This is a genomic window from Nocardia spumae (assembly GCF_020733635.1).
Taxonomy (GTDB): domain Bacteria; phylum Actinomycetota; class Actinomycetes; order Mycobacteriales; family Mycobacteriaceae; genus Nocardia; species Nocardia spumae.
The window spans coordinates 5,478,711-5,491,268 of record NZ_JAJFZL010000001.1; the positions used below are offsets into that span (position 1 = coordinate 5,478,711).

The following is a 12,558-nucleotide window of genomic DNA, read 5'->3' on the forward strand; positions in this document are numbered from 1 at the left end:
GTTATCTCCCCTTTCGCCGTGAGCGCAACACTTTCGGGCGAGAAACCCGATGACGCGAATATGAGCTCTCAATCAACCGGGCACGTAGGTATCGTGCCGAGCGTGCACATAGCCATGTTCATGGACTATCACCCGACGACACTCGGCGGGGTGCAAACCGCGGTCGCGGCACTGCGCCGGGGACTCGAACGTGCCGGGCACCGGGTGACGCTGTTCGCCGCGCCGCTGCCGGGCGCCGCGGCGGAGCCGGACGACGATGTCGTCGAACTCGCGCCACTGGCCGGTGCGGTGGTGAACGGATTCCCGATGGTGCTGCCCACCGCGCGCAACGCCGCCCTGATCGATGCCGCCTTCGCCGCCCGCGGACCGATCGATATCGTGCACACCCACACCACCTACGGGGTGGCCATCTCGGGTATGAAAGCCGCCCGCAGGCATCGCATTCCGCTGATCCACACCGCGCAGAGCCGCGACGACGCCTTCATCGAGAACACCGCGCCGGCGCCGTATCTATCGGCGCTGGCGCTGCGTACCCTGCACGGCCGCTTCGTCGACCATCCCGCGGACAGGCCGCGGCGCCCGGAGAGCCGGGCGGCACGCCACGCCTGGCACACCATCGTGGGCCAGGGCCAGGCGGCCGATCGGGTGATCGCACCGACCCGGCATTTCGCGGATCTGATGCTCGCGCACGGACTCTCCACCCCGATCGAGGTGGTATCCAACGGTGTCGACGACGCGCTGCTCGATCGCGCCGACCGCGACGGGGACCACGAGCGGCGCGGTCCGCTGCGGCTGATCTGGTGCGGACGGCTGTCGGCGGAGAAACGCCTGCTCGAATCCATCGAAGCCGTGCGGCGCAGTCCGGGATGCACGCTCGACGTCTACGGTGACGGCGATCTGTCCGGCCGGGCGGCCGCCGCCGTCGCCGACCACGGTCTCGGGCAGCGGGTCACGCTGCACGGCCGAGTCTCCCAGCGGGAATGCCTCGACGCGATGGCGGACGCCGACGCTCTGCTGTTCCCGTCCTGGGGTTTCGACACCCAGGGCATGGTGCTGCTCGAGGCCATCGCGGTGGGCCTGCCCGTCGTGTATTGCGATCCCGATCTCGCCGAATCGGTTCCGGTGGCGGCCAGTGTGCGGGCCGGCGACGCCTCACCGGCGGCCATCGCGGCCGCCATCGACGCACTGGCCGGCGATCGTGAGCGGCTGGCGGCGCTGCGCGCCGAGATGAACCGGCACCGGGATTCGGTGCGGCAGTCGCATCGCGTCGAGGAGATCGCCGAGATCTACCGGCGGGCCGGTACCGATTCCGAGCCCGCGCCCCATCCCGCCGTCCCGGCGCGGCTGTCGGATGTCCCGACCGCACCGGGCGCCCTGCCGCTGATCGGGCACAGTCTGCGGGCACTGCGTGACGCGCCCGGATTCGTCACCTCGCTCGCCGATCTGGGCCCGATCGTGCGGATCCGGTTCGGCCGCAAGACCGGCTACGTGCTGACGACCCCGGAATTGGTGCGTGAGGTCGGTCTCGGCGAGGCCGAATTGAATCGCGACGACCTGCGCGAGGCGATCGCCGATGTGGCGGGCGGCTCGGTCAATGTGCTGCGCGGTACCGAGCACAAACTGCGCCGCCGGATGATCGCGCCGGCGCTGCGCCAGACCCGGCTGGCGGATTACGCGGTGACCGCGGCCGACTTGGCCGACAGCTGGTCGGCCGGCCTTCCGTCCGGCACCCGGGTCGATCTCATGGACGAGGCGCACGGCCTGGTCCTCGACACCGTGTCCTCGACGCTGTTCACCGCCGAATTCAGCGCCGCGGCGCGCCTGCAGATCCGCGACAACGTGCCGTGGCTACTCAGCCAGGTCATCCTGCGCACCGCGCTGCCGCCTCAGCTCCGGCGAGTTCGACTGGTCGCGAATGCGCGGTGGCGGTACAAGGCCCGGCAACTGCGGTCCTCGATCGGCGCGGCCATCACCGAATATCGCCGCCGCGACGAGGATTTCAACGATGTGGTCTCCGCGCTGATCCGGCACACCGATCCGGAGACCGGGGCACGGCTGTCGGACGAGCACATCATCGACGAGGCCATTCTCATGCTGGCCGGCGGTGTGGGGTCGATGGCCTCGCTGACGGGCTGGCTGTGGCACGAGGTGATGCGCAGGCCCGCGGTCGCCGAACGCCTCCGCGCCGAACTCGACGATGTGGTCGGCCCGGGCCCGGTTCGCGCCGATCACCTCGGCAAACTCTCCTACCTGAAACAGGTTGTCTCGGAGACACTTCGGTTCTGGGGCCCGTGGATCAGCGCCGGCAACGCCTCGGGCCCGGTCACCGTCGGCGGACTCACCATTCCCGACGGCACCGCCATCATGTTCAGCCCGTACCTGGTACAGCACGACAAACGGCACTTCCCCAATCCGGAGGCGTTCGATCCCGACCGCTGGTCACCCGATCGCGCCGACGATATCGACAAGAAGGCCAACCTGTCCTTCGGTGTCGGGCGCCGGCGGTGCCTCGGCGATCACTTCGCACTGCTCGAGATCACCCTCGCCTCGGCGGCCCTGCTGGCCCGCTGGCGTCCGGTGCCCGATCCGAATTACGTCGTGCGGGCCTCCAACCGGGACTTCGTGTTGTCGCCGTCCGCGATTCCGGCGACACTGCACCCCAGGTAAGGCGGCACCGCGGGGAGGAACTAACGACGCCGCAACAGCACTCCGCGCACGAACGCCGCCTGCCCGGAGTGCTGGATGTCGTCGTCGACCACGCTGATCAGCCGCACGCCCAGGGTGACCGGCGGATCCCAGCGGGTGTCGACGATGCGGGGCAGATCGGCGTCGGTGAGACCGCGGACGTAGTCGACGGTGCGGTCGTGGACGGCGTCGTGATAGCCCAGCAGCAGTTCGGCCGGGACGCCGTCGAGCGCCGCCACCTCCTGCGGACCGTCGCCGTACCCGGTGGCGGCGTCGTCGAAGGGCAGTTCGAAGCGGCGCGCCCACCCGGCCGCGGTCCACACCTGTTCGGTACCCGCGACATCGGCGATGTGGTCGTCCTGCACACGGGTCAGATGCCAGATCAGCCACGCGATGGAGTTGGCGCCGGATTCCAGCGGCGTGGCCAACTCCTCCCGGGTCAGCCCGGCGACCGCGCCGTGCACGTTCTCCTTGATGCGCCCGAAGGCGTCCTCCAGCAGATCGGTGCTCGTCATACCGCTATGCAACACCCGTTCACCGGGTATGTCATCCCTGCGGCGCGCGGGTCGCCCACCATGATCGAATCGGATGCGAGACCGCCGGAGAGATTCGGCCATTGCTGCTACCCTGGTCGACGGTCCGGTTACGGATACCCGGCCGGCGGCTCTCGAAGCCTCTTGTCCTACAACCGATGTGAGGTGACGCTGTAGGACAACCCGCAGCGGAAACCTTCGTCGTGCTCGACGGTTCATTCTCTGGAGTCACATCTTTGACCACGCCACGCACCGCACTGTCCTCAGTTCCCGGCGGGGGCGGCCCCGCCACCTGCCCCGTTCAGCACATGGGATCCCCGGTCGATTCCGACGAGGTCCGAATCCTGCTGGACACAGCGGAATTCGCCGCAGACCCACACGGTACCTATCGCGAGATGCGGCGTCGTTACGGTTCGCTGGTGCCGATCGAACTGTCGCCCGGAGTGCCGGCGACGCTGGTGATCGGCTACCACACCGCGCTGCGAATCCTCAACGACCCGGAGCACTTTCCCGCCGACCCGCGGTCCTGGCAGGATTCCGTTCCCGAGGACTGCCCGGTGCGGCCGATGATGCAGTGGTATCCGAACGCCCTGCGCAACTCCGGGAATACGCACCTGCGCTACCGGCAGGCCTATACGGCCGCCGTCGACGGTATCGATCTGCACGCACTGCACACCACGGTCGAGAAGATCGCCGTCCCGCTGATCAACGGATTCTGTGAGTCCGGATCGGCGGATCTGGTATCCCAGTACGCGTTTCCGCTGGTCTTCGAGGCTCTGAACCGGATGGTCGGATGCTCCGCGGAACTGGGCCAGCGCGTCGCCACCGGTATGGCCGCACTGTTCGACACCGTCAACGCGGCCTGGGGGATGGAACATCTGAGCCAGGCGCTGATGGAGCTGATCCATCTGCGCCGCGCCGAACCGGGCGACGACGTCACCTCGCGGCTGGCCCACCATCCGGCCAACCTCAGTGATGAGGAGATGCTCTACAACCTGATCAGCTTCTACGGCGCGGGCATCGAACCGCAGCAGAATCTGATCGCCAACACCCTGCTGCTGATGATCAGCGACGACCGCTTCGGCGGCGGCATGCTCGGCGGCAGCCTGTCCACCCGCGACGCGCTGGACGAGGTGTTGTTCAAGGATCCGCCGATGGCCAACTTCTCCATCAGCTACCCGCGTCAGCCCATCCTGATCGACAACGCCTGGCTGCCGGCCCATCAGCCGGTGGTCATCAGTCTGGCCGCCTGTAACAACGATCCGGTGATCGCGGGCGGCGACCGCACCGGTAATCGCTCCCATCTGGCGTGGAGTGCCGGGCCACATGCCTGTCCGGCCCGTTCGGTGGCCTATCTGGTGGTGCAGGACGCCATCGATCAGCTGCTCGACGCCCTTCCGGAGCTCCGGCTCGCGGTCGAGCCGAGCGAACTGAGCTGGCGCCCCGGGCCGTTCCACCGTGCGATGGCGGCGCTACCGGTCGTCTTCCCCCCATCACCTCCGTTGAATCTGGTCTGACGAGCAACGAATACAGGAGCTTTCCGATGACAACCGAACCACTGGTGCTCGATCTGACCGGTGCCGACATCCAGGCCGAGAACGAGCGCATCCGCGAGCGCGGTCCCGTCGCGCTGGTGGAACTTCCGGGTGGGGTTCCGGCCTGGTCGGTCACCGATGCCGTGGTGTTGAAGAGTCTGCTGTCCGATGCCCGGGTCTCCAAGGATCCGCGTCAGCACTGGTCGGCCTACATGAACGGCGATATCAACGAATCGTGGCCGCTGCAGCCGTGGGTCGCGGCGCAGAACATGTTCACCGCCTACGGTCCCGACCATCGGCGGCTGCGCAAACTGGTCGCACCGGCCTTCACCCATCGCCGCACGACCGATATGCGGCCGCGGATCGAGGCGATCGTCGAAGATCTGCTGACCCGTCTCGGCGCGACGGCTCCCGGCGAGGTCGTGGACCTGCGCCCGAACTACGCCTATCCGGTGCCGATCCGGGTCATCAGTGAACTGCTGGGGGTGCCCGAGCACCTGGACGCCGATATCCACGCGTGCGTCGACGGATTCTTCGACACCTCGTTCACCCCGGAGCAGGCGCAGGCCAACTTCATCGAAATGGGCCGGCTCATCGGCGAACTGGTGGCGTACCGGCGGGACAACCCCGGTGACGACATCACCAGCGTGCTGATCGCCACCCGCGACGAGGACGGTTCCCGGCTGTCGGAGACCGAACTCGTCGACACCCTCATGCTGGTGATCAACGCCGGTCACGAGACCACGCTGAATCTGATCGACCAGGCGATCGTCGCGATGCTCACCCATCCGCAGCAGCGTGCCGATGTCGTCGAGGGCCGGGTGCCGTGGGCGGAGCTGATCGAGGAGACCCTGCGCTACCAGGCGCCGGTGGCTCATCTGCCGCTGCGCTACGCGGTCGAGGACATCACGATCGGCGAAATCCTCATCCCCAAGGGCGAGGCGATCCTGGCCTCCTACGCCGCCGCCTGCCGGGACCCGCAGTTGCACGGCGCCACCAACGCCGAGTTCGACGTGCACCGGGAGAACAAGGAACACCTGGCCTTCGGCCACGGCGCGCACCACTGCCTGGGCGCGCCGCTGGCCCGCATGGAAGCCGCGATCGCCCTGCCGGCGATCTTCGAGCGCTTCCCGACCATGCGACTGGCAGTGCAGCCGTCGGAGCTGGCGCCACTGGGCAGTTTCATCTCCAACGGGCACCTCTCGGTACCGGTATACCTGTAGGTCCGAACGGATTCGAACCACCGCCGCGCCCAGTGTCCACGCCGACACCGGGCGCGGCGGTGGTTCATCGGCGGCTCCGGTATGGCAGGGTGAGCGAATCCGGATGCGAGAGGGGCGAAGCCGATGGGGTCGTGGCCGGTGTACAACCTGTCCCATCCCCTGTCGGCGACGGCGATCTCGGTCTTCCCCGGTGATCCCGCACCGCGGATAGACACCATCCGCACCATCGACGAGCACGGATTCCACCTCAACACCGTCACCGTCGGTGAGCACACCGGAACCCATTGGGGCGCACCGGCGCATTTCACCACCGACGGTGCCACGGCCGACCAGCTCGATGCCGAGGATTTCGTCCTGCCCGGGGTACTGATCGATATCGGCGACCGCACCGAACGAGATCGCGACTACGCCCTGACCGTGGCCGATCTGCTGTCTTGGCGGGATCGCCACGGCCCCTTCCCCACCGAGGCCGCGGTCCTGCTGCGAACCGGCTGGGACCGATACTGGGGCACAGCAGATTTCGCGGGCGTCGACGCCGAGGGCCGGATGCATCACCCGGGTTTCTCGGTGGCCGCGGTGCGATGGTTGCTCGACGAGGGTGTGCTGGGATATCGCGGCGCGCTCGGCACCGACGCGTTCGGTCCGGATGTCGGCGTCGACGACAGCTTCGAGGTGTCGAAACTGCTCTATCGCGAACACCGGCTCAGCCTGGAGATCCTCACCCGGCTCGGGAATCTGCCCGCGCGCGACTTCACCGTCGTGGTCGGCGGATTCATCACCGAACACGGCTCCGGATCACCGGCGACGATCTACGCGCTGCTCGGTTCCCCACCGTAGTTTCGCCGCGGCCAACAGCACCGGGAACAGCGGAACTCCGGGAACAAAGGCGCGCTGTCCCGCCTTGTCACCGGGAGAACAGACGAGAGAAGGGAATACGGTGACCGACCTGCTGCCGCTCACTCCGGACGAACTGCTGACCACGACCCGCGCCGTCCGGCGCCGCCTCGACCTGTCCCGGCCGGTGCCGCTGGAGGTGATCCGGGAGGCCCTGGAGGTGGCGCTGCAGGCGCCGTCGGGAGGCAATCGCCAGCACTGGCATTGGATCATCGTCACCGATCCGGAGGTCAAGGCCCGGGTCGCGGAGTACTACCGCCGATCGCATCTGGCCTACCGCGAGGCCGGTGGCGAACCGGCCGATCCGGCCGCCGCCCGGGTCGCCACCAGCTCCGACCATCTGCGTGAGGTGATGGCCGAGGTCCCGGTGCTGATCATCGGCGCGATCCGGGTCGGTGGCCCCGACCTCGGCGACAACCAGGCGGGACTGTGGGGCTCGCTGCTGCCCGCGGCGTGGAATCTGGCGCTGGCGCTGCGGGCTCGGGGTCTGGGCACCACCTGGACCACACTGCATCTGCAGTACGAGCGCGAGGTCGCCGAGATACTCGGTATTCCCGACGATGTGCGCCAGGGGGTACTGCTGCCGGTCGCCTACACCCTCGGCACCGATTTCCGCCCCGGGCCGCGCGCGGATCTGGACTCGGTGGTGCACATCAACCACTGGTGACGCCCCGGCCCACAAGGCAGTCACCATGTCGTTTCGGCCGCGGCGCCCGGTGTTCCCCGTGCCCGTCGGCCACCGCGCGATCGCCGGCCGACCGGCACGGCCGGGAAGTCGTAGCGACGCTTCGTCTTTGCGCCTGAGAGCAACGTCGGTTCGCGTCGGGACAACCGGCGCGAAACCGGCTTGGCTACTTTCGCTTTGCTCACCGTGAAACGGTGGATCGCAAGGAGGAACAGTGCGCGATTGTGTTGCTTCGATGTGGTGCACGCCGTGGCGATCGCGGTAACCGGCAGGCTGCGAACGAGCGCGTTTCCCGCTGAGGTATGGATCGTTTCGATCTCCACATTTCTCAGCAGGTCGGTCGGATTTCTCGCACTTTTCTCGACCGCTTTCTACAAGTCGATCGGACTCGGCGCCGCCACACTGACTCTCGCCTTGTTCACCGCCGGTTTCGCGGGCGTTCTCGGATCCCTCGCCGGCGGGTGGGCAGCCACCCGCTTCGGGTCGACCGATGTGTTGATCGCGGGCTCCGTACTCAACATTCCCCTGTTGTTCCTCCTCGGTCCGCTGTCCGCTCGGCCCGCCGCGGCTATCGTGGTGGCCTCGGTGAGCGTGGCGGTGACCCAATCGTTCGCCGGGCCGGCCGCGGCCCTGGTCACCGGCTCCGGCTACGAGGGCAACACCGTGACGATCGTCGCCTTCCACCGAATTTTCCTCAGCACCGGCGTCACGGTGGCTCCCATCGTCGTCGCGCTGGTCGGTGCGGACAATTTCTCGGCCCTGTTCTATTTGTCCTCGTCGGGTTCGCTGATGACCGCCGTACTGCTGCTGCGCGAACGCGCGCGGCTCCGGGCGGCGGAGGGGCGAGCGGCCGTGCGGGAGCACCCGGCGGACGTCGTATCCCGGCCTCCCGCCATTGCCGGTCCCGGAGTACACAAGACGCGCCTGTGGGCGGTGATCCTGGTGTTCGGAACGGCGATGGCGGTCTATTCCCAGAGCCTGAGCGGAATACCGTTGTCCGTCGAGCGGATATCCGGCGGCGCCCACCTGTACGGCGTGCTGATCGTCGTCAATTCCGTCTTCATCATCGCCTTCGAGATGCCGTTGAGTTACCTGACATCCACACTGAGATGGAACTACGCGCTCGGACTCGGCATCTTCCTCGCCGGAGCCGGCCTCGCCATCTGCGGAGTCGGCGCCAGCTGGCCCGTATGTATTTCCGGATTCGCGCTGTTCTCCCTGGGCGAGGCAATTTTCATCCCGCAGGCCGGCGCGGCGATAGCGAAGCTTTCGACCGCCTCCGAGAACCCTCGATATCAAGGTTGCCTGTCTGCGGCCCAAGCCCTCGGCTTCGCGGTGGGGCCGGGGATCGGAGCCTTCGGGGTGCTCCACGATCGTGCCGTGTTCTGGGCGGCGGTCGTCCAGATTTCACTGGCCGCGGGGGCGATAGCCGCAGTAGCGGGCATCAATGAGAACAGGAGCCCACATCGTGTCGGGTAATTCGGTTTTGGTCGTCGATCCGGTGAGTTCGGGGCGGTTGTATCCCGCCTTGCTCGAGGAGTACGGGATCAAGAAGATTCTGCTGGATACCGAACGCGCATCGGTGTCGGGTTTCCGCACCTCGCCGACCCCGGGCGCGGTGAATTTCGAGGCGGACCTCGGCTCCTCGTATGAGCTGCTGCTTCGAATGTGTGTGGAGCACTCGGTGAAATACGTCATCGCCGGATCGGAACCCGGTGTCGAACTGTGTGAGCGGTTACGTGGCGATCTGGCGGACTGTCCCACCGGCGATACCGCGTCGCCGATGCGGCGATGGGACAAGCAGCACATGTTCGAAGCGCTCGCTGCCGCTGGAGTTCCCGGTCTCACCACACTGTCGGTCACCGCCGACCGTCACACCGTTCCAGCCGAGGCCCTCGCGGAGCTGGCGGCGGGCCGGAAGCTGGTGGTGAAGCCGGCGCGCGGCGCCGCGTCCGTGGATGTCCGGATGGTGGAGACTCGCACACAATTGATCGAGGCCGTCACCGCGATCACCGGCAGTTCGGGGCTTTTCGGGGGTAACCCGGCCGCCTTGATCCAGGAGATGTATCCGGCTCCCCGGGTGGAATACGCCGTGGACACCTTCTCCACGCCGCGGGGCCACGAACTCCTGTGCGTGAGCGTCTACGACAAGCGGGTGTCGGGCTCGGGCGATTTCCTCTACGAGCGGGGTCGGTGGCTCGAACATGACGACCCGGCGGTGGGTGAGCTGACCGATTACGCGTGGCGCGTACTCGATGCCTTGGGCGTGCGGACGGGGCCGGCGCATATGGAGATCATGGCCGGTCCGCTGGGACCCCGTCTGATCGATTTCGGCGCACGCGCGCACGGAATCGGCCATCCGCTCCATACTCACCTGCTGACCGGGAACTCGCAGATCCACCGCGAATGTGACTACATCGCAGAGCTTTTCGGAGTTCGCACACCGGCCGTGCGAAGCAGTGCCGGCTATGTGTTGTCGCGGCGTGGCGCGCTCGTCCTCTTCAGCATCGATCAGCCCGCGCGTTACCTCGGCGCAGCCGAAGCCGATCTAGCCGGGCTCGCGGGCGTCATGGATGTTCGGATTTCGGCCCAGCCCGGGCAGATCTACCCGGCGACCAGATCGATGATGGATTCGGTGGCGCTGGGGCTGGTGTTCGTCGTCGCCGACAGCGCCGACGAACTGGATTTCCGATGCGCGGAGGTCCGTAAGCGAGTCGGCGACTTCTTCGTCGCCGTCTGAGTGGGCCGACCGGCCGGATGCTGTTCGGCGATCTCCACTTCCCGGCCGGCGGCGCGGCGGACGTCGGACGCCACGGCGCCGACCGGCCCGGAAGCTCCGCGTGCACGAATCATGATGTCCGCTGCCGGATTTCGAGGTATCGACGAAAGGGCGCCAGTGCTTCGTCATCCAGATGCGGGCCCGAGACCGTGACCGGCACGTCAGCGGCGCCGACCACCTCGGCGCAGCGCAGGGTGAAGCGCGGATATCCGCCGATGACGGCGTGGAAGTCCGGTTCCGCCGCGGCGAAGACGATCCGGGTGACGCCTGCCCACACCATCGCCGCGGCGCACATGGGGCAGGGCTCACCGCTGGCGTAGACGGTGGCACCGGCCAGGTCCGCCGTCCGTCCGGCCGCGGTCGCCGCGGTGAGAGCCGTGAGTTCGGCGTGCGCGGTGACCACCCCGGACTCGGCGACCTCATTGCGTCCCTCGGCGATCACCGCCCCGGCAGCGGTGACGGCAACGGCGCCGAACGGCCGGTTCCCGCGGTCGGCTGCCTCCTCGGCGAGCGAGATCGCCCGGCGCAGCAGATCGATATCGTGGCTCATCACAACTGCGACGATAGTGTTCAAGTCGCGGTTTCCATAACACCGATCGACCTGACCTATGGTTTGGCAATGGAGTTGCGCCACATCAAATATCTGCTCGCCGTCGCCGATCACGGCAACTTCACCCGCGCGGCCGAATCCCTGCACATCTCGCAGCCGACGCTGTCCCAGCAGATCAAGCAGCTCGAGCGCACCCTGGGCGTCATACTCCTGGACCGGTCCGGCCGGACGGTCCGGCTCACCGACGCCGGGCAGGCCTACGCCGCGCACGCCCGCCTCGCCCTGCGCGATCTCGACGCCGGTGAGCGCGCGGTCCACGACGTACAGGATCTGTCCCGTGGACATCTGCGCGTCGCGATGACCCCCACCTTCACCGCCTATCTGATCGGACCGCTGGTCCATCGCTTCCGCGACGCGCATCCGGGCATCACGCTGGCCGTGCGGGAGACGACCCAGGATCGGATCGAAGCGGATCTGGCCGCCGACCGGCTCGACCTCGGCATCGCCTTCGCGGGCGCACATGCCGCCGGGATCGAGCACACCGCGCTGTTCACCGAGAGGCTCAGCCTGGTCGTCGGTTCGGATCACCCGTTCGCCGCGACCCCGCGGGCCCTGCCGGTCCAGCGCCTCACCACCGCGCCACTGGGTCTGCTCAGCGGAGATTTCGCGACACGCGTACACATCGATCGGTACTTCGAGGACAGCGGGGTGGTCCCGGATATCGCGGTCGAGGCCAACTCGATCAGCGCCCTGCTGGAATTCGTCCGCCGGGGCTCACTGGCCACCGTGCTCCCGGACGCGATCACCCGCGCGCACCCGGACCTGCACCCGATACCGCTGGACCCGCCGCTGCCCATTCGCACGGTCGAACTACTCCGGCGGCACAGCGCGTACCACTCGGCCGCGGCCCGCGCCTTCATCACAGTGCTCCAAGACATCGCCCGCGAGTATTGATGGGATCTATTATCGCCATCAAAGACAAGTATTGGACGCTATAACAGCTGGTGGTGCAGGCTGGTGTCATGAACGATCTCACCGCCGGCGTCACGCACTTCCATACCGCGGTATTCCCCGCCAACGCTGAGCTGTTCGCCCGCCTGGCCACCAGCCACACCCCCGACACCCTGTTCGTCGGATGCTCCGACGCGCGCGTCGTCCCCGAGCTGATCACCAGCAGCCGCCCCGGCGACCTGTTCGTCATCCGCACCGCGGGCAACCTCGTTCCCGCCTACGCTCCCGGCGCGGACGGTGTCGCGGCGAGTATCGAATACGCCGTCACCGTACTGGGCGTCGGCCGCATCGTGGTGTGCGGACATTCGGGCTGCGGCGCGATGACCGCACTCGCCGAGGGACACGACCTCGATGCCGCACCGGCGGTCGCGGCCTGGCTCCGGCACGCCGACGCCGCCGCCGCCCGCTGCGACGACATCTCGGCCGATGCGTTGATCCGTTCGAATGTCATTGCCCAGCAAGCGAATCTGGCCACTCACCCCTCGGTCGCACGAGCACTGGCGGCCGGGACCGTGAGCGTCGAGGGCTGGGTTTTCGATATCGGCAGCGGGGCGGTCACCGTGATCGACGCCGCCGGCTCCGACCATCCGGTCGCCGCCTGACCCCGAGTCCCACCACATCACCAAACCCGCCCGCGCGGCGGCAACGAGAAAAGGAACCGAC

General features: G+C 67.7%; 11 protein-coding genes. 9 read left to right on the forward strand and 2 right to left on the reverse strand.

All coding sequences use genetic code 11. From position 1 onward, the window contains the following. Window positions 1-102 precede the first annotated feature (102 nt). Window positions 103-2,667, forward strand: coding sequence for a cytochrome P450 (locus tag LKD76_RS24530; RefSeq protein ID WP_227983779.1), 2,565 nt, complete (start codon window positions 103-105; stop codon window positions 2,665-2,667). Window positions 2,668-2,687: 20 nt separating this feature from the next. Here the strand turns inward: LKD76_RS24530 and LKD76_RS24535 are convergent, their stop codons facing one another. Continuing rightward, the gene (locus LKD76_RS24535; RefSeq protein ID WP_227983780.1) at window positions 2,688-3,200 is read right to left on the reverse strand and encodes a mycothiol transferase; all 513 of its coding nucleotides are present in this window, start codon (window positions 3,198-3,200) and stop codon (window positions 2,688-2,690) included. Between the two features lie 326 nt (window positions 3,201-3,526). Here LKD76_RS24535 and LKD76_RS24540 point away from each other — a divergent pair, with 326 nt between their 5' ends. The 6 genes from LKD76_RS24540 (at window position 3,527) to LKD76_RS24565 (ending at window position 10,295) form a co-directional block, all read left to right on the forward strand. Next, window positions 3,527-4,735, forward strand: a complete 1,209-nt coding sequence (locus LKD76_RS24540) for a cytochrome P450 family protein (RefSeq protein ID WP_227983781.1) — start codon at window positions 3,527-3,529, stop codon at window positions 4,733-4,735. Between the two features lie 26 nt (window positions 4,736-4,761). After that, entirely contained in the window at window positions 4,762-5,976 is a 1,215-nt protein-coding gene (locus tag LKD76_RS24545; protein ID WP_227983782.1) for a cytochrome P450 family protein, read from the forward strand. A 123-nt stretch (window positions 5,977-6,099) separates the two neighbouring features. Then, window positions 6,100-6,813: a cyclase family protein gene (locus tag LKD76_RS24550; protein ID WP_227983783.1), complete on the forward strand. Its 714-nt coding sequence runs from the start codon at window positions 6,100-6,102 to the stop codon at window positions 6,811-6,813. A gap of 100 nt (window positions 6,814-6,913) precedes the next feature. Continuing rightward, window positions 6,914-7,537, forward strand: a complete 624-nt coding sequence (locus LKD76_RS24555; RefSeq protein ID WP_227983784.1) for a nitroreductase family protein — start codon at window positions 6,914-6,916, stop codon at window positions 7,535-7,537. A gap of 267 nt (window positions 7,538-7,804) precedes the next feature. Then, window positions 7,805-9,034, forward strand: coding sequence for an MFS transporter (locus LKD76_RS32200; RefSeq protein ID WP_227983785.1), 1,230 nt, complete (start codon window positions 7,805-7,807; stop codon window positions 9,032-9,034). After that, the gene (locus tag LKD76_RS24565) at window positions 9,024-10,295 is read left to right on the forward strand and encodes an ATP-grasp domain-containing protein (protein WP_227983786.1); all 1,272 of its coding nucleotides are present in this window, start codon (window positions 9,024-9,026) and stop codon (window positions 10,293-10,295) included. Before LKD76_RS32200 ends, LKD76_RS24565 begins: the two co-directional genes overlap by 11 nt. Before the next feature lie 109 nt (window positions 10,296-10,404). Here LKD76_RS24565 and LKD76_RS24570 read toward each other — a convergent pair whose 3' ends face one another. Further along, window positions 10,405-10,884: a deaminase gene (locus LKD76_RS24570; RefSeq protein WP_227983787.1), complete on the reverse strand. Its 480-nt coding sequence runs from the start codon at window positions 10,882-10,884 to the stop codon at window positions 10,405-10,407. 69 nt (window positions 10,885-10,953) lie between these two features. Here LKD76_RS24570 and cynR point away from each other — a divergent pair, with 69 nt between their 5' ends. Further along, window positions 10,954-11,838: a transcriptional regulator CynR gene (cynR, locus tag LKD76_RS24575; protein WP_227983788.1), complete on the forward strand. Its 885-nt coding sequence runs from the start codon at window positions 10,954-10,956 to the stop codon at window positions 11,836-11,838. A 68-nt stretch (window positions 11,839-11,906) separates the two neighbouring features. Continuing rightward, window positions 11,907-12,497, forward strand: coding sequence for a carbonic anhydrase (locus LKD76_RS24580; RefSeq protein WP_227983789.1), 591 nt, complete (start codon window positions 11,907-11,909; stop codon window positions 12,495-12,497). The last annotated feature ends 61 nt before the right edge of the window (window positions 12,498-12,558 follow it).

What these genes read in the sequence shown, in the direction of transcription:
- LKD76_RS24535 (WP_227983780.1), bottom strand. Translation starts at nt 3,200, where the DNA reads ATGACGAGCACCGATCTGCTGGAGGACGCCTTCGGGCGCATCAAGGAG.
- LKD76_RS24540 (WP_227983781.1), top strand. Translation starts at nt 3,527, where the DNA reads ATGGGATCCCCGGTCGATTCCGACGAGGTCCGAATCCTGCTGGACACA.
- LKD76_RS24545 (WP_227983782.1), top strand. Translation starts at nt 4,762, where the DNA reads ATGACAACCGAACCACTGGTGCTCGATCTGACCGGTGCCGACATCCAG.
- LKD76_RS24550 (WP_227983783.1), top strand. Translation starts at nt 6,100, where the DNA reads ATGGGGTCGTGGCCGGTGTACAACCTGTCCCATCCCCTGTCGGCGACG.
- LKD76_RS24570 (WP_227983787.1), bottom strand. Translation starts at nt 10,884, where the DNA reads ATGAGCCACGATATCGATCTGCTGCGCCGGGCGATCTCGCTCGCCGAG.
- cynR (WP_227983788.1), top strand. Translation starts at nt 10,954, where the DNA reads ATGGAGTTGCGCCACATCAAATATCTGCTCGCCGTCGCCGATCACGGC.
- LKD76_RS24580 (WP_227983789.1), top strand. Translation starts at nt 11,907, where the DNA reads ATGAACGATCTCACCGCCGGCGTCACGCACTTCCATACCGCGGTATTC.